The sequence below is a fragment of the Pseudomonas sp. HTZ2 genome, from assembly GCF_033173945.1.
GTDB classification, from domain to species: domain Bacteria; phylum Pseudomonadota; class Gammaproteobacteria; order Pseudomonadales; family Pseudomonadaceae; genus Aquipseudomonas; species Aquipseudomonas guariconensis.
Genome location: NZ_CP137332.1, coordinates 1,629,948 through 1,649,920 on the forward strand (window position 1 = coordinate 1,629,948; position 19,973 = coordinate 1,649,920).

A 19,973-nucleotide genomic window follows, 5' to 3' on the forward strand; every position below is an offset into this window, starting at 1 on the left:
CCCTCTTACAGCCCGCGGGCTACGGCTTTGTCGATCAGCCAGTCCAGGGACGGGCCGCGATCGGCGTTGACGGCCGCCGGGCGACCGGCCAGTTCTGCCGGCAGGCCACTGTCAGGCTTGATCTGCACGCGGATATCCGAGGCCAGGTCTTCGCTGTTGAGGCTGGCGCTGCTGATGATCTTGCCGGTGCGCATCTCGTCTTCGCCGGCCACTTGGAACTGCACGCGGGTGCCTGGCTTGACCTGGTCGAACTGGCGATAGCTGAAGCGCGCCTCGACCATCGGGTTGGTGGTGCGTGGCACCAGTTGGAAGATCGGCTGGCCCTTGCTGGCGTACTGGCCGTCATCCACCAGCTGGCGGGCGACGACGCAGTCGCATGGGCTGGTGAGCGTGCCGGAGAGCTGCTTGCCGAACAGCTCCTCGACCTTGGCGGGCTCGAGCTGCGAGTCGTCCAGATGGCCTTTGAGCAAATCGAGCATGCTGGTGCTGAAGCTTGCCAGCGGCGCGCCCTTGACCACCTGGGCGCCGTTTTCCACCAGGCTCTGCACACTGCCGTCGCGCGGCATGGTGACGTTGGTGGTGGGCACCGAAACCACACCGGCCTCGGCGTGGCTGACGAAGTACATGCCGTACAGCGACTTGGCGATGAAGCCGAACGCGGCCACGCCGACCACGAACACGCCCAGGCTGACGGTCACCGCGCGCAGGCGACCGAAGGCCGAGAGCCCCGAGCCGCTGTCTTTCTGCTTGCGTGCCTTGGTGAAGTTGTCGCGTTGCAGGGTGCTGAGCACGCCGCCGACGTTGATCATCTCGCCGGACAGGAAGGTAGTGATGATATGGCGCAGGGTGGCCACGTCGCGCGGTTCGAGGTTCTGGAACTGCACGCCGGTGCGACCGGTGCTCTGGTAGGAGCGCACCTGGAACTCGACGTCCATGGACAGGCCCAGGTTGTCGACCGTGAACTGCAGGCGACCGCGCAGCACATCGCCGACGTTCAAGGGTTTGCTGGTATGGAAGGACAGGCCCCCGGCGGAGAGATCGTCCACCTTCACATCGTGCGGTTCGCGATTGCGGTCCAGGTAGCGCAGCTTGGCAGGGATACGTACCCGGACATGCTGGCGCTGGGCTTCGGACTCATGCACGACATTGGCGTTCACGGCGGTATTCATGGCGATTTCGTTCCTGTTAGATCCGTTCCGGGGGGCTCACACGACCATGAACAGCACAGCGACGAAGATGCTGGCTGCCGAGAAGGTCATGGTCCGTGAAGACCAGGTGTTGAACCATTGTTGAAAGCTTTCGAGGTCACGCTTGAGGGCAGTCGGCTGGCGGGTCCAGGACTGCTTGTCGAGGCGGAAGAACACGTAGATCTTCATCAGCGCGCCGACGATCTGGTTGTAATAGAGAATCAGCGGGTAGGCCGGCCCCACGTTATGGCCCGAGCACAGCAGCATGATGGTGAGGATCAGGCGGGTGATGCCGATCCACAGCAGGTACACGAGCAAGAAGCCCATGCCGAACTTGAGGCTGGCGATCACCGCCACCGTCAGGCCCAGCAGGCTGGTCCACATGGACACGCGCTGGTCGAGCAGGACGATGCAGGTGAACAGGCCCAGGCGCTTGAGGCCCAGCCCCAGGGCGCGGGAGTTCTGCCGCAGGTTGTTGCCGTACCAGCGGTACATCAGCTTGCGGCTGGCCTTGATGAAGCTCTTCTCCGGTGGGTGCTCGACCGTGTTGATCGCAGCGTCCGGCACGTAGAAGGTGTCGTAGCCCAGGCGCATCAGGCTGAACCAGCTGGACTTGTCATCCCCAGTGAGGAACTTGAAGCGGCCCAGGCGCCAGTGGTGCAGCGAGTCGCTTTCCACGTCGGCGATGAACTCAGGATCGGTCACCACGCTTGCGCGGAACATCGACATGCGCCCAGTCATGGTCAGCACGCGCTTGGACAGGGCCATCGAGCACATGTTGATGTGGCGCTGGGCGAAGCGCAGCTTGTGCCACTCGCTCATGATGTAGCCGCCGCGCACTTCGCAGAATTCGTTGGTGGTCAGGCCACCGACATTGGGGAACAGCTTGAACCACGGCACGGTCTTGCGGACCACGCCTTCACCGAGCACGGTATCGCCGTCGATCACCGCCACCACGGCATGCTCGTCCGGCATCATCCGCGAGATGGCCCGGAAGCCATAGGCCAGGCCATCGCGCTTGCCGGTACCGGCGATGCGCACGAAGTCCAGGTTGACGTGGGCGGGCGGGTTGTACTTGGCCCACAGGCTCTTGACCAGCAGCTCATCGGACATCTCCACCAGCGAGCAGACCACGGTGGTGGGGAAGCCGCATTCGATGGCCTCGCGGATCACCGAGCTGTACACCTGCGCGGTGGTCAGGGCATCGATGCGAAAACTGGTGACCATCAGGTACACGTGGGACGGGTCGGCAGCTTTGCCCAGCTTGCGTACCTTGCGGCGCAGATAGGGGTAGACGCCGTAGAGGAACACCATGCCACGGATGAAGTGGGTGGCGCCCATGGAGTAGCGCCAGATGCCGACCGCGCCGACCAGGAAGATGAAGTGCTTCGACTGCGAGTCGAAGATGTCGCTGGGCAAGGCCAAGGCGATCAACATGAGCAGGCTCATGTAGAGCAGCCATCCGGCGCACTGCAGCAGCACTGTCTGGAGTCTTTGCATGTTCAGCATCCGTCGCGCGAATCAGGGGGAAGGGCAGCGGTCGCCCGCTGCCCGGCCGGGGGTTACCAGCAGATGCCTTCGGTGCGGCTGGTGGTGCAGGTCGGCTTGGTCATGAAGCCGACCAGGTCGATCACTTGCTTGCCTTCCGGTGCCTGCTGAGCGAGGGCGCGGAACTTCTCGTCGCGGTTGCCCAGGACGATCACGTCGGCGTTGTCGATGACGTGTTGAAGATCGTCATTGAGCAGCGAGGACACGTGGGGGATCTTCGACTCGATGTATTCCTTGTTGGCGCCGTGGACACGGGCGTACTGGACGTTCTGGTCGTAGATGTTCAGCTCGTAGCCTTTGCCGATCAGGCGCTCGGCCAGTTCCACCAGCGGGCTTTCGCGCAGGTCGTCGGTGCCAGCTTTGAAAGACAGGCCGAGCAAAGCGACCTTGCGTTTGTCGTGGCTTTCGATGATGTCGAAGGCGTTCTGCACCTGGGACTCGTTGCTGCGCATCAGCGAGTCGAGCAGCGGAGCTTTCACGTCGAGGCTGGAGGCGCGGTAGGTCAGGGCACGCACGTCCTTGGGCAGGCACGAGCCGCCGAAGGCGAAACCTGGGCGCATGTAGTACTGCGACAGGTTCAGGACTTTGTCCTGGCAAACCACGTCCATCACGTCGCGACCATCGACACCCACCGCCTTGGCGATGTTGCCGATTTCGTTGGCGAAGGTGACCTTGGTGGCGTGCCAGACGTTGCAGGTGTACTTGATCATTTCGGCCACTTCGACCGGCTTGCGGATGATCGGTGCGTCCAGTTCCTCGTAGATGGCCTGGAGCACGTCGCCGCTGGCCTTGTCCAGCTCGCCGATGACAGTCATCGGTGGGCGGTCGTAGTCGGCGATGGCGGTGCTTTCACGCAGGAACTCCGGGTTGACCGCGACACCGAAGTCGACGCCGGCTTTCTTACCGGAGCAGTCCTCGAGGATCGGGATGACCACGTTCTTGACGGTCCCCGGCAGCACGGTGCTGCGCACCACGATGGTGTGGCGACGCTCGGTGTCGCGCAGCACGTAGCCGATCTCGCGGCACACCGACTCGATGTACTCAAGGCCCAGGTCGCCGTTCTTCTTGCTGGGAGTGCCGACGCAGATCATCGACACATCGCTGGCGCGGATGGCTTCGGCGAAATCGGTGGTGCCACGCAGGCGGCCGTTGGCGATGCCTTGCTGCAGGAGCTGTTCCAGACCCGGCTCGACGATGGGCGACTTGCCCTGGTTGATCAGGTCGATTTTGGTCTTGGACACGTCCACGCCAATCACTTCGTGACCCCGTGCCGACAGGCAACCTGCACAGACCGCACCCACATAACCCAAACCAAAGATGCTGATACGCATCGTATTCACCTCGTGTGTTTATCACGTCGGCTCCTTCGCAAAAGAGCCGGACCGGGTTGATTAACCAGCAGTTTTCGGGCGCACGGTGCCATGGCGATTGCACATATCACCGAACGCAGGCATGAATAAATCCAGAGCGCGCAAAGTTGTGCACTCAAAGTTGGCAGTTAAATGGCCAGTATTAAAAGGCGTGCCCTGAAATGCAGCCGTCTTTATTGCAGTGTGCTATTACGCCTACTGCTGTGCTTGCTCTTTCAATTGGAAAAATCCTATGAAATCAACCACTAGGACGATTAGTAGGGGCGCGTCTCTCCTTCGTGGACAGGGCTTTCGGTTGATACCGTTGCGTCTGTCGAAGTTATCGGAGCCGGTAGTGGATACCGGCCGGTTGTCATCTGTAAGTCATCTCTCACGACACCCGCAAGAAAATCGTTACGGGTCCTATGAGCGATTGCCGGTAGCAGAAGTTCCAAGGTGGGTTCTGCAGGTATGAAAGATTTCTAAATATTTTTTCAGTGGAAAATACTTTCAATCTGATAGCACGTATCAGTTTCACCCCTATATATAAAGGGCGAAAACGACGTGGGATGGTTATATGCCAGCATGCGAAAATTTTTTTCAAAATTCGTCAAAAAACTACGAACGGTCTTATGGCGTTTTGCAATAACGGCTGGGCAGTGGTTTTTTTGACGTCGAAATTATGACGAGATAGCCATTTGAAGCCTGCCCCATTGCAGGGCTGTCGGATGCGGTGAGACGACCAGTAGCAGCAGCTGTCTTGTTCAGGGGTGTCCTCTTCGCGGGTTTACCCGCGAAGAGGCCGGTGCAAGCAACGCAAGACTGTTGCTCCCACTGTTAATGCGCAGGACCTGAAGGTCTTACTCGCCAGGGTGGTCGCGCAGGAACACCAGGTGGTCTGGCTTGGACTGTTCGGCACTGTAGTAATAGCCCTGCACATCGAAGCGCTTGAGCTGTTCGGGGTCGTTGATGCGCTCCTGGATCACGAAGCGGCTCATCATTCCGCGGGCTTTCTTGGCGTAGAAGCTGATGATTTTGTACTGCCCGTTCTTCCAGTCTTTGAAGTCGACATTGATCACCCGTGCCTTCAGGGCGCTGCGCTTGACCGCGCTGAAGTACTCGTTGCTGGCCAGGTTCAGCAGGATGTCATCGCCTTGATCGGCCAGGGCCTGATTCAGCCATTCACTGATGCGCGTGCCCCAGAAGGCATAGAGGTCTTTGCCGCGGACGTTGGCCAGCTTGGTGCCCATTTCCAGGCGGTAGGGCTGCATCAGATCCAGCGGGCGCAGCAGGCCGTAAAGGCCCGACAGCATGCGCAGGTGGTCCTGGGCGTAGCTGAAGTCGTCCTCGCCGAGGCTTTCGGCGTCCAGGCCTGTGTACACGTCACCCTTGAACGCCAGCAGCGCCTGCTTGGCGTTGGCCGGGGTGAAATCCGGGGTCCAGCTGCCGAAGCGGGCGGCGTTGAGGCCGGCGAGCTTGTCGGAAAGGTGCATCAGTTCACTGATTTGTGCGGGTGTGAATTCGCGCAGTTGGGTGATCAACACCTGGGAGTCGTCCAGGTACTGGGGTAGGGTGAACCGCTGGGTCACCGGCGGGGTGTCGTAGTCGAGAGTCTTGGCGGGGGAAATCACCGTCAGCATCGGGTCGGCTCCTGGAATCGTCGAGGCGGATTCTACGGGCTGGGGCCGGCAAGACCAAATTATCGCGACGATAGTCACGGACCATCGCCCAACGCCACGTTATAGTGCGTGTCATGTTGCTGCGGAGAGCTTGATTCGTGCGTATTGCCTTCGTCCTGCTGGCCGGCCTGCTGAGCCTTGCCGCCCAGGCTGCCCCTTCGCCCCAGGCCACCCTGGACCGCACGCTGTGGCCTGAACAACTGGACAGCCCGGCGTTGTTCGATGTCGCTTCGCGGGCCGAAATCCTGTCGTTCGCCCAGGTGCTGCAGGAGAGTGAAATGCTCGACGAGCCGGCTCTGGCGGCGCGCCTGCAACTGCGCCAGATCAACCTGGCGGTGATACGTGCGGTGCGCGCGCGCATGTGGCAGCGGCTATGGGAAAACTATCAACAGGCCCAGCGCAGTTGCGAGCAGGATGCTTCCTTCTGCTATCCGCTGGAGTCCATGGCCGAACTGCGGACCCTGGCCGCCACTTTCACCTCCGGCGTGGGCGAGTTCTATACCGGCTGGCTCGAGCCCAGCCGGGCATTCCACACCCGTTACCTGGATGAACAACTGCGCAAGGCGGCGTTGTTCCCTCAGACCAGCAGCGAGGTCGAGCGCCTGTCGGACAGCGAGCGCACAGGCGATGAACTCAACGACCGGGTGTTCCTGCTGACATTCGTCGGTGGCCCCACTCCCGCGGGCGGTGCCACCGACGAGCTGGCCGATTATCTGCGCCGGCAGAAGCTCGGCGGCCTGTTCTTCGTGCTCGGTAACCGCTTGCAGCAGCGCGCCCCTGTGGGGGCGCTCTATACCGGGCAATGCGTGGGCATCCAGGGCTGGGAGTACCGCTCCCATGCCCAATGGCTGGACTGGCAGGATTCGCTGCGCCGGGCCCAGGCCCGGGTCCAGTCCGACCTGCCGGCGCAGTATGTGCCGTTGTTCCGCCCGCCGTACGGGCAGCGTCGTGCCGATGGCGAGGCATTCATGGCCAGCCAGAGGCTTCAGGTTTCGCTGTGGGAGATCGACGCCCAGGATGACAGTGCGCTCAGCGCCGAGGCCTCGGCACATCGGGTGCTGACCTTGATGCTGTTGTGGCGCAAAGGGGTGATCCAGTTCCACGACAACCTGCCCAAGGCGCAAACGGCGCTGGATTGGCTGTTGCGCAACACGGCGCAGAGTGGAATCGGCTGGGAAGATTGCCGGGATTATGGGCAGCGTGATGGGGCTTGATCTTTGACTCTAGTCCCGCTCACGGCTCAAGCCAAGTCCTGAACGTCAATCGGAAAAATAAAGTTCAAAGGAACGTAAAAAGACTTTTTTTGGTCATCATTAATGCGGTATGTAGGTACCAGACAGCCGAATCCTGCAGCACAGGTGGCGTCATCCAGGCCCTCCTTGCCAGGTGCGCTCCCCGCCCGTAACGACGCGGATACGGGGAGAACGGCGGTCACTCTGCGGCGCAGCATTACGCGTCGTGTGGCTTTCACATAAGGTGACCGAGTATGGATGACCAAGGACGCAATTCTTCCTCCACCCAGCCAATCCTGTATGTGCTCGATACCAATGTCCTGATCCACGATCCAAACGCTTTGCTCAACTTCGAGGAGCACCATGTCGCCATTCCGATGACGGTGCTGGAGGAACTCGACAAGCTCAAGACCGGCAAACACACCATCGCCGCCGAATGCCGCCAGGCCATCCGCCTCATCGACCAGACCCTTGGCGATGCCTCGCCCAGCGACGTCGAGCAGGGCGTGCCGATCCAGCGTGGCAAGAGCGGGCCCAAAGGGTTCCTGTCGATCCTGATGAGCCCACGCAACGAGCCAAACCGGCTGCTGCCCGAAACCCTCAACGACAACATCATCATCAACCAACTCCTGGAGTTGCGTGCCCGCCGCTGCGATCTGGACGTGGTGCTGGTGACCAAGGACATCAACATGCGCCTGAAGGCGCGTGCCTGCGGCATCGCCGCGGAGGACTACAGCACCGACCAGTTGGTCGATGACGTCTCCTTGCTGTCCAAGGGCTACCACTCGGTGACCGGCTCGTTCTGGGATCGCGTCAGCAAGGTCGAAACCCGGCAGGAGCGTGGTCGCACCTGGCATCGGGTACAACTGACCGACAACCTGCCGGCAGTGCACGTCAATGAGTTCATCATCGACGAACAAGGCTTCGTCGGCTGGATCAAAGGCATCCGTGAAGACGAACTGCTGCTGCTCGACCTGCACCAGGAGCCGTTGCTGCACCAGGAAGCCTGGGGGCTGAAACCCCGCGACATCCATCAGAGCCTGGCGTTGTTCGCCTTGCTCGACCCAGATATCCACCTGGTCAACCTGACCGGCGCCGCCGGCTCCGGCAAGACCATCCTGGCGCTTGCCGCCGCCATCGAGCAGACCATGGTCAGCAAGCGCTACCGGCGCATCATCGCCACCCGCAGCGTGCAGGGGCTGGACCAGGAGATCGGCTTCCTGCCGGGGACCGAGGCCGAGAAGATGGAGCCTTGGCTGGGCGCCATCACCGACAACCTCGAAGCCCTGCACATGGATGACGAGAGTACCCACGGTAGCGTCGAGTACATCCTCGAGCGGGTCCCGTTGCAGTTCAAGTCGCTGAACTACATCCGTGGGCGCAGCTTTCAGCAGAGCCTGATCCTGATCGACGAGTGCCAGAACCTCACCCCGCACCAGATGAAGACCATCATCACCCGTGCCGGGGCAGGGTCCAAGGTGGTGTGCCTGGGTAACCTGGCGCAGATCGATACCCCTTACCTGTCGGCCACCAGCTCCGGGCTGACTTATCTCACCGAACGCTTCAAGGACTTCCCTCACGGCGTTCATATCACCTTGCAGGGCGTGCCACGCTCGGTGCTGGCCGAGTACGCCGAGTCCCACCTGTAAACCCCAGTCTGCCGGGCGGTTCGCCGCCCGGCTTCTGCGATGTCCTCTACGCCGATTAACCCGCTCCCATGGCGGCCAGCGGGATTTGGCCTGCCCGCGACACAACCACTGCTCAAAGCTGACCTGCGGGTTTACACTCTTTGTTCCCTTCACAGGAGCAATGCAGTGCTGACTCATCTCGATTCCCAGGGGCGCGCCAACATGGTCGACGTCACCGAAAAGGCCGTGACCGCGCGTGAGGCGGTGGCCGAAGCGCGGGTGCGCATGTTGCCGCAGACGTTGCAGATGATCGTCGACGGCGAGCATCCCAAGGGCGATGTGTTCGCCGTGGCGCGCATCGCCGGGATCCAGGCGGCGAAGAAGACCAGCGACCTGATCCCGCTGTGCCACCCGCTGATGCTCACCAGCGTCAAGGTCGAGCTCAACGCCGAAGGTTCTGATGCGGTGCGCATCGTCGCCCGTTGCAAGCTGGCCGGGCAGACCGGTGTGGAAATGGAAGCGCTGACTGCCGCCAGCGTTGCGGCGCTGACGATCTATGACATGTGCAAGGCCGTCGACAAAGGCATGGTGATCGAGCAAGTGCGCCTGCTGGAGAAGCTCGGCGGCAAGAGCGGCCATTACCAGGTGGAGGCGTGATGAAGGTTCAGGTGGTGTATTTCGCCCGTTATCGTGAATTGCTAGGGGTCGATGGCGAGCCGCTCGAAGGTGCCTTCGCGACCCTGGACGACGTGCGCCAGGCCTTGGTGGCCAAGGGCGGGCAATACGAGGTGCTGGCCGAGCAGAACTTGATGTGCGCACGCAATCAGGATCTGAGCAAGCTGGCCGAGCCGGTGGAGGAGGGCGACGAAGTGGCGTTCTTCCCGCCGGTCACGGGAGGTTGAGCATGGGCGTTCGAGTACAGGAGCAGGCCTTCGATCCAGGCCTTGAGGTCAATGCGATGCACGCGGCCAACGTCGGCGTGGGCGCAGTGGTAGGGTTCGTTGGCTATGTGCGGGATTTCAACGATGGCCGTGAAGTGGCGGGGATGTTCCTCGAGCATTACCCAGGCATGACCGAGAAAGCTCTGGCCAAGATCGTCGTCGAGGCCGAGCAGCGCTGGCCACTGCTCAAGGTCGAGGTGCTGCACCGCATCGGCGCGCTGGAGCCGGGCGAACCGATCGTCTTTGTCGGCGTGGCCAGCGCTCACCGTCAGGCGGCGTTCGATGCCTGCAATTTCATCATGGACTACCTCAAGACCCGGGCGCCGTTCTGGAAGAAAGAGAACACCCAGGATGGGCCGCGTTGGGTCGAAGGTCGGCAAAGCGACCAGGATGCCGCCGGTCGCTGGTGAACCTGGCGGGGCACGGGCGGGCCGGATGCGTCTGCCCTTGCCGCACGTTGTGGTTGGTAGTTGAGTTTCTATACAAAAAAGTCCAGTATGGAATCATAAGTACAAAATGATTCCAGGCAGCCTTGCGCCTGTCACCTTTCCTCTGTCTTGCACCACACCTCCAATAACGAGCGAGAGAGATCCCCCCATGAAAAAGCTCATCCTGATCAGCGGTCTGGCCCTGGGCCTGTTGGCCGGTAGCAACCTGTACGCTGCCGAGAACGTCCTGCGCATCGGTATCGAGGCCGCCTACCCGCCGTTTGCCTCGAAAAACGACAAGGGCGAAATCGTGGGCTTCGATTACGAGATCGGCAATGCCCTGTGCGCGCAGATGAAGGTCAAATGTGTCTGGAACGAGGTCGAGTTCGACGGGCTGATCCCCTCGTTGAAGGTCAGGAAGATCGATGCGGCCCTGTCGTCGATGACCATTACCAAAGAGCGCAAGCAATCGGTGGACTTCACCCACAAGTACTACTTCACGTCATCGCGCCTGGTGATGAAGAAGGGGGCGGTGGTCGATGACCAGTACCAGAGCCTCAAAGGCAAGACCATCGGCGTGCAGCGTGCCACCACCACCGACCGCTACGCCACCGAAGTGCTCGAGCCCATGGGTGTGAAGGTCAACCGCTACAGCAACAACGAAGAGATCTACATGGACCTGGCGTCCGGGCGTGTGGATGCCATTTTTGCCGATACCATTCCCCTGGAGGACTTCCTGTCGATGCCTCGTGGCGCCGACTTTGCCTTCGTAGGGCCGGAGCTGAAGGACCCCAAGTACGTCGGTGAAGGTGCCGGCATCGCGGTGCGCAAAGGCAACACCGAACTGGTGAGCCAGCTCAATAGCGCCATCGATGCCATTCGTGCCAACGGCGAATACCAGAAGATCCAGGCCAAGTACTTCAAATCGGATATCTACGGCGACTGAAACACTGCGCTGGGGGCGCCTTGCGCCCCTTTTCCGACCGCTGCGCAGCCCCGGCAATCGTCAAGGGACCTCTGCAGCGCTCAGGCCTTGAGTTCCTTCAAGTGCTTGTACACCGTCGCCCGTCCCATTCCCAGCACGTTGGCCACGTAGTTGGCCGCACTCTTGCCCTTGAAGGCACCCTCGGCATGCAGGGCCAGGACCAGCTCGCGCTTGTGATCGCGGGTCAGCAGGTTAAGGCTCAACTGACGCTGGCGCAGCCAGCCGTTGAGGAAGGTGTTGATACGTTCCTGCCAGTCATCGCGAAACAGCGCGTCGGGTTGGGGAATCAATCGGCTGGGTGAAAGGAATAGATCCAGCGCCGCCTTGGCGTTCTCGAACAGCGAGATATTCAGATTGATGCACAGCATGGCCAGGGGTGTGCCTGCGGCATCGCGCAACACGGTGCTCAACGAGCGGATCTTCTGCCCGTCCCAGTTGAGTTTTTCGTAGGGGCCGATGTTGGTTTCATCGGTACCGTGCTCGAGCATGTCTTCCAGGGCCGCATCGTCGCCGATCTCGCGTTTGGACAGGTTGTTGGCGATGTAGTCGATCTTCTGGGTGCGCAGGTCGTGCAGCACCACTTCGGCGTGGGGGAAGAACAGGGTGGCGATGGCATCGGCGATGGCCCGGTAGTTTTCCAGGGCCGGGTCAGGGCGAGGGGATGGCATTGAGGCAGGCTCCAGGCTGTGTCAGCGCCCTGCGGCGAGGGCGCTGCGAGTGTGCCGCAATCGCGGCGGCGCGTCATCCCGACAGGCGTGCCGGGGATAGCATGGCGGCCGTCAGGCCAAAGCCATGCAGGTGATCCGGCAGCGCCTCGCCACGCACCAGGGCGGCGCTGGCCTGGCCCATGGCGGGTGAGGTCTGGATGCCGTAGCCGCCTTGGCCCGCGACCCAGAACAGCCCAGGCACCTGCGGGTCGAAGCCGGCGACCAGGTCGCCGTCAGCAACGAAACTGCGCAGCCCGGCCCAGGTGCGGGTAGGACGGCGGATGCGCAGGGTGGTGACTTCCTCGATCTGATAGATGCCTAAGGCGATGTCGAGCTCTTCGGGTTGTACATCGTGCGGCTCCACCGGGTCGGCATTGGCGGGAGAGCCCAGGAGCATGCCGGCATCCGGCTTCATGTAGAAGGATTCATCAAGGCTGACCAGCATCGGCCAGTGGTGGCAGTCGACGCCCTCGGGGGCGGCGAAGATGAAGGCAGCGCGGCGCTTGGGTTGCAGGCCGAGGGGACGAGCGCCGGCCAGTACCCCGATGTGGTCCGCCCAGGCGCCCGCGGCGTTGATCAGCACGGGGGCGCTGAAACTGCCCTGGTTGGTATGCACCTGCCACAGCCCTTGGGCGTCACGCTCCACCCGTTGCACCTCGCAATCGCTGCGCACTTCGCCCTGTTGCCGGCGAATGCCGCGCAGGTAGCCTTGGTGCAGGGCATCGGTGTCGATGTCGCTGGCGCTCGGGTCGTAGAGGGCGCCATGGACTTTGTCCCGACACAGCACCGGCAGGCGGGCGCAGGCCTGGTCGGCATCGAGCAGCTCGAATTCGGGCACGCAGGCCTTGGCGCTGAGGTACTGGCGTTGCAGTTCGGCCGGATCGCCGTTGAAGTCCACGGTCATCTCACCGCGCGGGGTGAGCAGAGGATGCTCGGCGAAACCACTGGGCGGATGATCGAAAAAAGCACGGCTGGCGAGGGTCAGGGCGCGTACCTGTGGCGTGCCGTAGGCGGCGGTGTAGAGCGCCGCCGAACGGCCGGTGGAGTGATAGCCAGGCTGGGATTCGCGCTCGAGCACTAGCACGCGGCCATGGGCGGCGAGCCAGTAGCCGGTGGAGGCGCCGGCGATACCGGCGCCGACGATGATGTAGTCGGCAGTCTGCATGCTGTTCTCCTCAGGCTTCGCGCAGCAGCTGATACAGGGCATTGGCCAGGGCAATGTCCTCCAGGCCCAGTCCGATGGAGCGGAAGAAGGCATGGCGCTGGTAGGCCGGCGCGGCGGCGTCGCCACTGAGCAGTTGCGGCAGGTCGCCGACGATCGCGTCTGCCTGCCACCCCAACTGCTCGGCGGCGATGCGCATTTCGCCTGCGCTTGCGGGGGTGGTTACCCGGTAATCGCAGTAGACATCCATCTCGGCCAGGCAGGCTGGCGGGATTTCATGGGCGCGTACGGCATTGGTGCTGATCGAGGTGATCAGCGCAGGTTTGCTCAGCGTGCGTGGGTCGATGACTGGCACGGCCGAGGAAGTGCAGAGCATGATCACGTCGGCATCATCCAGGGCCTGCTCGAGGTTTTCCATCAATTGCAGGCGGCTGTCGAGGCCGGCCAGGTGTTCGCGTTGCCCTGCGCTCTGTTGGCCCAGGCTGGGGGAATACAGGCGAATGTCCTGCCAGTCGCGCAGGCCGCGCACATAGTGCAGGTGAGCGCGGGCGATCGGGCCGCTGCCGATCACCGTCAGGCGGCGGGCATGGCCTGGGGCCAGCGCGTCGATGGCCACGGCAGTGGTAGCGGCGGTGCGGGCGGTGGTCAGTTCGCCGGCGTCGCAGAGCATCAGAGGTTGACCGCTGTCCATGGACATCAGCAGGGTCCAGGCGGTGACCAGGGGGCCTTGGTCACGGACGATGTAGGGCGAGGTTTTTACCCCATAGACCCGCTCCGTGGCCAACACGCCGCCATAGTTGATGAAGTCGCCCCGGCCAGCCGGAAACTCCACCAGTTGTTGGGGCGGCTGTACCGCCTGGCCACGGGCCAGGTCACGGAACAGGTTGCGCAGGATGTGCGGGACATCCACCTGGGCGAGCAATTGGCGGGCGTGTTGTTGATCGACGACGAGGGGCGCGGTCATACGAAGCTCCAGATAAACTATTTTTTCCATTATGGACTTTTTGTTTATTTGGACAATATCGCAGGCGCAAAAAGGTTGCGGCGCAATTCGGCGCCAGAAAGGGAGGGGTAGAGAAAGCAGGGGTGGGGCTTGGCCCGCAGAACAGGCCCTGCGGCTCGGAGCAGGGCCTGTGGGAGCGGTCTTGCCGGGGCGCCGGACCGCTCGGGAAGGGGCAAAAGGTGCCCCAAGGTACACGGCTCAGTGATGCTTTCGCGGTATCGACTTCAGCAGTTCGTCCGGTGGCATCTCGCACTTGATCTTGCGCCCCAGCAGCTCTTCGATAGCCGGAAGCTGGTAGGCATCGTCCTCGCCGGCGAAGCTGATCGATACGCCGCTGGTCCCGGCACGGCCGGTACGGCCGATGCGGTGTACGTAGTCGTCCGGGTCTTCCGGCAGGGTGAAGTTGATCACGTGGCTGATGCCGTCGATGTGAATGCCACGGCCGGCCACGTCGGTGGCCACCAGCACCGCGATGCGACCTTCGCGGAAGTTCTCCAGGGTGCGGATGCGCTTGTGCTGCGGCACGTCGCCCGACAACTGGGCGGCGTTGATGCCGTCACGCACCAGGCGCTCTTCGATGCGGCGCACTTCATCCTTGCGGTTGGCGAAGACCATCACCCGTTCCCACTTGTTCTGCGTGACCAGGTTGTACAGCAGCTTGTACTTGTCGCTGCTGGCCACTGCATAGACGTGCTGTTCGACCGTTTCGCTGGCCACGTTCTCCGGCTCGATCTCGACGATGGCCGGGTTGGTGGTCCACTGCTTGGCCAGGTTCATCACGTCATCGGTGAAGGTGGCGGAAAACAGCAGGGTCTGACGCTCGCTCTTGGGCGGGGTCTGGCGGATGATCTGCCGGACCTGGGGGATGAAACCCATGTCGAGCATGCGGTCGGCTTCATCGAGCACCAGCACCTCGACCATGTCCAGATGCACTTCGCCGCGCTGGTGGAAGTCCAGCAGGCGGCCTGGCGTGGCTACGAGGATGTCGCAGTGACGCGCTTCCAGGGCCTTGAGCTGCTTGTCGAAGTCCATGCCGCCGACGAACGTCATGACGTTCAGGCCGCTGTACTTGGTCAGGGCCATGGCGTCCTTGGCGATCTGCACCACCAGCTCGCGGGTCGGCGCGATGATCAGCGCGCGCGGCTCGCCCATGTAGCGTTCCTTGGGCGGCGGTACCTGCTGCAGCTGGGAAATGATTGAGATCAGGAACGCGGCGGTCTTGCCGGTGCCGGTCTGGGCCCGGCCGATGGCGTCCTTGCCGCGCAGGGTATGACCCAGCACCTGGGCCTGGATCGGCGTGCAGTACGGGAAGCCCAGGTCATGGATGGCATGCATCAGTTCGTTGGAAAGCTTGAAGTCATGGAAGCGGGTCTTGCCCTCCTGGGGCTCGACCACGAAGTCTTCCGGCTTCCACAGGCTGGCCTGGGGCTTGGGTTTGCGTTCGCGACGTGGCTTGTCCTTGGCGGGCTTGTCGTCGCGAGTGGGGGACGTGGCCTCGGGCGTATTGACCGGCGAGGCTGGGGGCGCCGGCGGTTCGACCGCAGGTGCAGGTGGGGGCGTCATAACGCCGGCGGCAGGCACGTTGGCCTGGGGTGCGGCGTCGCCCTTGGCGAAAATTTTCTTGAGTGCCTTGAGCACGATCGTCTCGTCAACTGGTTAAGGAATGTACGCCCGGCAGTGTAATGCAAGAACCGGGCAGGGCGTAGTGCGGTGCGCCTACAACTACAGCAGATTGCACCGCTAGCGCAGGTGGCGCACCAGCCAGTTGTAGATATCGTTGATTTCCTGGGGCACTACTTCGTGTTCCATCGGGTATTCCTCCCAGGCCACTTCGACGCCCCACTGCTTGAGGTGCTCATAGGCCGTGCGGCCCATGGACGGGATCACCACCGGGTCGTGCACGCCGTGCAGGCAGAGGGCCGGAGTGCGCTGCTGGCAGGCGCTCAGCTGATGGTTTTCATTGAAAGTGGGCGCGTAGGTGGACAACGCCAGTACACCGCCCAGGGCCTCCTGCCACTTTATATAGGCCGTGTGCAGCACCACCGCGCCACCCTGGGAGAACCCCGCCAGGAAGATGCGCGTCAGGTCGATGCCCTTGGCTCGCTCGGCTTCGATCAACGCCACCACCTGATCGGCGGACGCTTCCAGCTGCGCTTCGTCGATAGCGCGCGCAGGCGTCATGGCCTTGATGTCGTACCAGCTGGGCATGGCGTAGCCGCCGTTAATCGTTACCGCGCGTGTCGGCGCCTGGGGCATAACGAAGCGGGTGCTGAGCAGGTGTTCCTGCAACGCTTCGGCCACCGGTAGGAAGTCGTAACGGTCGGCCCCCAGGCCGTGCAACCAGATAACACAGGCGTCTGCGGTGTTCTGGGGTTCGAGGATCAACGGGTTGGTCATGACTGCTCCGAAAGTGTGCGCACGCGCCTGATCGAGTGCATGAAATAAAGGCGTGCATGGGTAATGCCACAAGAAGATGTCGCAACTCTACAACTTTTCCTGCTTGACGACCCCTTAAACGCTTGAGCCCGAGACTGTGGTACGCCCTTTGCTATGAATCAACCGATGCGAGGGGATGGCCGGAGACGGTAACACCCCTCGTGCGGATAGAAGGCTGTCACCAGAACGGCCCATTGCGCCAATTGACCCGATAACAAGCCAACAAGGGGTCGGATGCGCCTCATAAGGGTGCGGTGCAATTCCGGCTCGATACAACAAGAGCGATTGGAGGTTGTGAATGAAGATGTTGAAAACCACCCTGGCAGTCCTGACCGCTGCCGCTGCGCTGGGCGCCACCAGCTTCGCCCACGCTGGCGCTACGCTAGATGCGGTAAAGAAGAAGGGCTTCGTCCAGTGTGGCGTGAGTGACGGCCTGCCGGGCTTCTCGGTACCGGACAGCACCGGCAAGATCGTCGGTATCGATGCCGATGTGTGCCGCGCCGTGGCCGCCGCCGTCTTCGGCGACGCGACCAAGGTCAAGTTCAGCCAGCTCAACGCCAAAGAACGCTTCACTGCGCTGCAATCGGGTGAAGTCGATGTCCTGTCGCGCAATACCACCTGGACCAGTTCGCGTGATGCCGGGATGGGCCTGGTATTCGCCGGCGTGACTTACTACGACGGCGTCGGTTTCCTGGTCAACAAAAAGCTGGGCGTCTCCAGTGCCAAGGAGCTCGATGGCGCGACCATCTGCATCCAGGCCGGTACCACCACTGAGTTGAACGTCTCTGACTTCTTCCGTGCCAACGGCCTGAAGTACACCCCGATCACCTTCGACACTTCCGATGAAAGCGCCAAGTCGCTGGAATCCGGTCGTTGCGATGTGCTGACCTCCGACAAATCGCAGCTGTTCGCCCAGCGCTCCAAGCTGGCGGCGCCAAGCGAGTATGTAGTACTGCCGGAAACCATCTCCAAGGAACCTCTGGGCCCGGTCGTGCGCAAAGGGGACGAGGAGTGGTTCAGCATCGTCAAGTGGACCCTCTTCGCCATGCTCAACGCCGAAGAGGCAGGCATCACCTCGAAGAATGTCGAGGCCGAGGCCAAGTCCACCAAGAACCCCGACGTCGCTCGCCTGCTCGGTGCCGACGGCGAGTACGGCAAGGACCTGAAGCTGCCCAAGGACTGGGTGGTGCAGATCGTCAAGCAGGTGGGTAACTATGGCGAAGTGTTCGAGAAGAACCTGGGCCAGAGCACTGACCTGAAGATCGATCGTGGCATGAACGCCCTGTGGAACAACGGCGGCATCCAGTACGCGCCACCAGTGCGCTGATGGTTGCACCTGCGGCGGCACCGCGCCGCCGCAGGTTGTTCGATCCCATCCTTTCGGGGCATTACATGCAAAATCAAATTGGCGCGCAGAAGGGGTTTTCCCTGAGCGATCCACGTGTGCGCGCGTGGCTGTTCCAGATCGTCACGGTGGTCTTCGTGGTCGGCCTGGGCTGGTACCTGTTCCACAACACGCAAACCAACTTGCAACACCGGGGCATCACCTCGGGTTTCGACTTTCTCGAGCGCAGCGCAGGCTTCGGCATCGCCCAGCACCTGATTCCCTACGTGGAGTCGGACAGCTACGCCCGGGTGTTTCTCATCGGCCTGCTCAACACCCTGCTGGTTACCTTCATCGGCATCATCCTGGCAACGCTGTTGGGCTTCATCATCGGTGTGGCGCGGCTGTCGCCGAACTGGATGATCAACAAGCTGGCAACAGTCTATGTCGAGACGTTCCGCAACATTCCGCCGTTGTTGCAAATCCTGTTCTGGTACTTCGCGGTGTTCCTGACGCTACCGGGGCCGCGGGGCAGCATCAACCTGCAGGACACTTTCTTCATCAGCAACCGTGGCGTGAACATGCCCGGTGCCTCCATGGCCGAGGGCTTCTGGCCATTCGTGGGCGCCGTGGTGCTGGCGATCGTCGCCATCGCGCTGATGGTGCGTCTTGCCAACAAACGCTTCGATGAAACCGGCGAGCCGTTCCACAAGTTCTGGGTGGGGCTGCTCATGTTAGTTGGCATCCCAGGCGTGTGCGTGCTGCTGTTCGGCAATCCGTTGAGCTGGGAAGTGCCGCAGCTCAAGGGCTTCAACTTCGTCGGTGGCTGGGTGCTGATCCCTGAGCTGCTGGCCCTGACCTTGGCGCTGACCATCTATACCGCAGCGTTCATCGCCGAGATCGTGCGTTCGGGCATCCGTTCGGTCAGCCATGGCCAGACCGAGGCTGCGCGCTCTCTTGGCCTGCGCGAGGGGCCGACCCTGCGCAAGGTGATCATCCCCCAGGCATTGCGAGTGATCGTGCCGCCGCTGACCAGCCAGTACCTGAACCTGGCGAAGAACTCGTCCCTGGCGGCCGGCATCGGCTACCCGGAAATGGTCTCGCTGTTCGCCGGTACCGTGCTCAATCAGACCGGTCAGGCCATCGAGGTGATCGCCATCACCATGAGTGTCTATCTGGCCATCAGCATCAGCATTTCGCTGCTGATGAACTGGTACAACAAGCGCATCGCGCTGATCGAGCGGTGAGGATACGCCAGTGACTGCCCATGTTTTCAAACCTGACATGCCGCCACCGGTCAAGACCGTCGGCGTGCTCGCATGGATGCGTGCGAACCTGTTCTCCAGCTGGCTGAACACCCTGTTGACGCTGTTCGCCCTGTACCTGGTGTGGCTGATCGTGCCGCCTTTGGTGCAATGGGCGTTCATCGATGCCAACTGGGTCGGCACCACCCGTGCCGATTGCACCAAGGAAGGCGCCTGCTGGGTGTTCATCCAGCAACGCTTCGGCCAGTTCATGTACGGCTACTACCCGGTGGAGTTGCGCTGGCGGGTCGACCTGACTGTCTGGCTCGCCGTGCTGGGCGCCGCGCCGTTGTTCATCAAGCGTTTCCCGCGCAAGGTGGCCTATGGCTTGGGCTTTCTGGTGCTGTACCCGATCATCGCCTACACCTTGCTGCACGGTGGCTATCTGGGGCTGAGCACGGTGCCGACCAGCCAGTGGGGCGGCCTGATGCTGACCTTGGTGATCGCCACCGTCGGCATCGTCGGTGCCTTGCCCCTGGGCATCCTGCTGGCGCTGGGACGGCGTTCCAACATGCCGGCGGTGAAGGTGGTCTGCGTGACCTTCATCGAGTTCTGGCGTGGCGTGCCACTGATCACTGTGCTGTTCATGTCCTCGGTGATGTTGCCGTTGTTCCTGCCTGAGGGTATGAGCTTCGACAAGCTGCTGCGGGCGATGATCGGGGTGATCCTGTTCCAGTCGGCCTATATCGCCGAGGTGGTCCGCGGTGGGTTGCAGGCCATCCCCAAGGGCCAGTACGAGGCGGCTGCGGCCATGGGCCTGGGCTACTGGCGGTCGATGGGGCTGGTGATCCTGCCTCAGGCGCTCAAGCTGGTGATCCCCGGCATCGTCAACACCTTCATTGCCCTGTTCAAGGACACGAGCCTGGTGATCATCATCGGCCTGTTCGATCTGCTCAACAGCGTCAAGCAGGCTGCGGCCGACCCGACCTGGCTGGGCATGGCGACCGAGGGCTATGTGTTCGCCGCCTTGGTGTTCTGGATTTTCTGTTTCGGTATGTCCCGCTACTCCATGCACCTGGAGCGCAAGCTGGACACTGGCCACAAGCGTTAGGAGTCTCGA

General features: G+C 62.1%; 18 protein-coding genes. 9 read left to right on the forward strand and 9 right to left on the reverse strand.

From position 1 onward, the window contains the following. Positions 1-5 precede the first annotated feature (5 nt). The 4 genes from R6G97_RS07670 to yaaA all read right to left on the reverse strand — a co-directional run bounded on the left by R6G97_RS07670 (position 6) and on the right by yaaA (position 5,724). Positions 6-1,169 (reverse strand): alginate biosynthesis protein Alg44, encoded by a 1,164-nt coding sequence (locus R6G97_RS07670; RefSeq protein WP_317847969.1) that lies wholly within the window; start codon positions 1,167-1,169, stop codon positions 6-8. Between the two features lie 36 nt (positions 1,170-1,205). Beyond that, positions 1,206-2,687 (reverse strand): glycosyltransferase family 2 protein, encoded by a 1,482-nt coding sequence (locus R6G97_RS07675; RefSeq protein WP_043207422.1) that lies wholly within the window; start codon positions 2,685-2,687, stop codon positions 1,206-1,208. 62 nt (positions 2,688-2,749) lie between these two features. Then, positions 2,750-4,066 carry a nucleotide sugar dehydrogenase gene (locus R6G97_RS07680; protein WP_043207423.1) on the reverse strand — a complete coding sequence of 439 codons (1,317 nt, stop codon included), beginning with the start codon at positions 4,064-4,066 and terminating at the stop codon, positions 2,750-2,752. A gap of 878 nt (positions 4,067-4,944) precedes the next feature. After that, a complete protein-coding gene (gene yaaA / locus R6G97_RS07685) occupies positions 4,945-5,724 on the reverse strand; it encodes a peroxide stress protein YaaA (protein WP_317847970.1) in 780 nt (259 codons plus the stop codon). A gap of 137 nt (positions 5,725-5,861) precedes the next feature. On the opposite strand from yaaA, the gene R6G97_RS07690 reads away from it, so the two are divergent. The 6 genes from R6G97_RS07690 (at position 5,862) to R6G97_RS07715 (ending at position 10,938) form a co-directional block, all read left to right on the forward strand. Continuing rightward, on the forward strand, positions 5,862-6,977 hold the full coding sequence (locus tag R6G97_RS07690) for a polysaccharide deacetylase family protein (protein ID WP_182942316.1): 1,116 nt from the start codon (positions 5,862-5,864) through the stop codon (positions 6,975-6,977). Positions 6,978-7,249: 272 nt separating this feature from the next. After that, entirely contained in the window at positions 7,250-8,644 is a 1,395-nt protein-coding gene (locus tag R6G97_RS07695; protein WP_043207427.1) for a PhoH family protein, read from the forward strand. A 165-nt stretch (positions 8,645-8,809) separates the two neighbouring features. Further along, complete coding sequence (gene moaC, locus R6G97_RS07700; RefSeq protein WP_043207428.1) at positions 8,810-9,280, forward strand: cyclic pyranopterin monophosphate synthase MoaC; 471 nt, start codon at positions 8,810-8,812, stop codon at positions 9,278-9,280. Continuing rightward, on the forward strand, positions 9,280-9,525 hold the full coding sequence (locus R6G97_RS07705) for a MoaD/ThiS family protein (RefSeq protein ID WP_182943271.1): 246 nt from the start codon (positions 9,280-9,282) through the stop codon (positions 9,523-9,525). Before moaC ends, R6G97_RS07705 begins: the two co-directional genes overlap by 1 nt. Before the next feature lie 2 nt (positions 9,526-9,527). Continuing rightward, entirely contained in the window at positions 9,528-9,974 is a 447-nt protein-coding gene (gene moaE / locus R6G97_RS07710) for a molybdopterin synthase catalytic subunit MoaE (RefSeq protein WP_043207430.1), read from the forward strand. Between the two features lie 187 nt (positions 9,975-10,161). Further along, positions 10,162-10,938, forward strand: coding sequence for an ABC transporter substrate-binding protein (locus R6G97_RS07715; RefSeq protein ID WP_090346842.1), 777 nt, complete (start codon positions 10,162-10,164; stop codon positions 10,936-10,938). Positions 10,939-11,018: 80 nt separating this feature from the next. Here R6G97_RS07715 and R6G97_RS07720 read toward each other — a convergent pair whose 3' ends face one another. The 5 genes from R6G97_RS07720 to R6G97_RS07740 form a co-directional block, all read right to left on the reverse strand. Further along, entirely contained in the window at positions 11,019-11,645 is a 627-nt protein-coding gene (locus tag R6G97_RS07720) for a helix-turn-helix transcriptional regulator (protein WP_182942318.1), read from the reverse strand. A gap of 73 nt (positions 11,646-11,718) precedes the next feature. Then, complete coding sequence (locus R6G97_RS07725; protein WP_090346844.1) at positions 11,719-12,849, reverse strand: NAD(P)/FAD-dependent oxidoreductase; 1,131 nt, start codon at positions 12,847-12,849, stop codon at positions 11,719-11,721. Between the two features lie 10 nt (positions 12,850-12,859). Beyond that, positions 12,860-13,810, reverse strand: coding sequence for an ornithine cyclodeaminase family protein (locus R6G97_RS07730; RefSeq protein WP_043207434.1), 951 nt, complete (start codon positions 13,808-13,810; stop codon positions 12,860-12,862). A 237-nt stretch (positions 13,811-14,047) separates the two neighbouring features. Next, a complete protein-coding gene (rhlB, locus tag R6G97_RS07735; protein WP_043207436.1) occupies positions 14,048-15,487 on the reverse strand; it encodes an ATP-dependent RNA helicase RhlB in 1,440 nt (479 codons plus the stop codon). Between the two features lie 102 nt (positions 15,488-15,589). Then, positions 15,590-16,246: an alpha/beta hydrolase gene (locus R6G97_RS07740; protein ID WP_043207438.1), complete on the reverse strand. Its 657-nt coding sequence runs from the start codon at positions 16,244-16,246 to the stop codon at positions 15,590-15,592. A gap of 337 nt (positions 16,247-16,583) precedes the next feature. Between R6G97_RS07740 and R6G97_RS07745 the strand changes: the two genes are divergently transcribed. The 3 genes from R6G97_RS07745 (at position 16,584) to R6G97_RS07755 (ending at position 19,964) form a co-directional block, all read left to right on the forward strand. Then, on the forward strand, positions 16,584-17,612 hold the full coding sequence (locus tag R6G97_RS07745) for an amino acid ABC transporter substrate-binding protein (RefSeq protein ID WP_043207439.1): 1,029 nt from the start codon (positions 16,584-16,586) through the stop codon (positions 17,610-17,612). 65 nt (positions 17,613-17,677) lie between these two features. Next, the gene (locus R6G97_RS07750; RefSeq protein WP_090346849.1) at positions 17,678-18,856 is read left to right on the forward strand and encodes an amino acid ABC transporter permease; all 1,179 of its coding nucleotides are present in this window, start codon (positions 17,678-17,680) and stop codon (positions 18,854-18,856) included. Positions 18,857-18,866: 10 nt separating this feature from the next. Continuing rightward, positions 18,867-19,964 carry an amino acid ABC transporter permease gene (locus R6G97_RS07755; protein WP_070576229.1) on the forward strand — a complete coding sequence of 366 codons (1,098 nt, stop codon included), beginning with the start codon at positions 18,867-18,869 and terminating at the stop codon, positions 19,962-19,964. Positions 19,965-19,973: the final 9 nt, after the last annotated feature.

What these genes read in the sequence shown, in the direction of transcription:
- R6G97_RS07670 (WP_317847969.1), bottom strand. Translation starts at nt 1,169, where the DNA reads ATGAATACCGCCGTGAACGCCAATGTCGTGCATGAGTCCGAAGCCCAG.
- R6G97_RS07675 (WP_043207422.1), bottom strand. Translation starts at nt 2,687, where the DNA reads ATGCAAAGACTCCAGACAGTGCTGCTGCAGTGCGCCGGATGGCTGCTC.
- R6G97_RS07680 (WP_043207423.1), bottom strand. Translation starts at nt 4,066, where the DNA reads ATGCGTATCAGCATCTTTGGTTTGGGTTATGTGGGTGCGGTCTGTGCA.
- yaaA (WP_317847970.1), bottom strand. Translation starts at nt 5,724, where the DNA reads ATGCTGACGGTGATTTCCCCCGCCAAGACTCTCGACTACGACACCCCG.
- R6G97_RS07695 (WP_043207427.1), top strand. Translation starts at nt 7,250, where the DNA reads ATGGATGACCAAGGACGCAATTCTTCCTCCACCCAGCCAATCCTGTAT.
- R6G97_RS07705 (WP_182943271.1), top strand. Translation starts at nt 9,280, where the DNA reads ATGAAGGTTCAGGTGGTGTATTTCGCCCGTTATCGTGAATTGCTAGGG.
- moaE (WP_043207430.1), top strand. Translation starts at nt 9,528, where the DNA reads ATGGGCGTTCGAGTACAGGAGCAGGCCTTCGATCCAGGCCTTGAGGTC.
- R6G97_RS07715 (WP_090346842.1), top strand. Translation starts at nt 10,162, where the DNA reads ATGAAAAAGCTCATCCTGATCAGCGGTCTGGCCCTGGGCCTGTTGGCC.
- R6G97_RS07720 (WP_182942318.1), bottom strand. Translation starts at nt 11,645, where the DNA reads ATGCCATCCCCTCGCCCTGACCCGGCCCTGGAAAACTACCGGGCCATC.
- R6G97_RS07725 (WP_090346844.1), bottom strand. Translation starts at nt 12,849, where the DNA reads ATGCAGACTGCCGACTACATCATCGTCGGCGCCGGTATCGCCGGCGCC.
- R6G97_RS07730 (WP_043207434.1), bottom strand. Translation starts at nt 13,810, where the DNA reads ATGACCGCGCCCCTCGTCGTCGATCAACAACACGCCCGCCAATTGCTC.
- R6G97_RS07740 (WP_043207438.1), bottom strand. Translation starts at nt 16,246, where the DNA reads ATGACCAACCCGTTGATCCTCGAACCCCAGAACACCGCAGACGCCTGT.
- R6G97_RS07745 (WP_043207439.1), top strand. Translation starts at nt 16,584, where the DNA reads ATGAAGATGTTGAAAACCACCCTGGCAGTCCTGACCGCTGCCGCTGCG.
- R6G97_RS07750 (WP_090346849.1), top strand. Translation starts at nt 17,678, where the DNA reads ATGCAAAATCAAATTGGCGCGCAGAAGGGGTTTTCCCTGAGCGATCCA.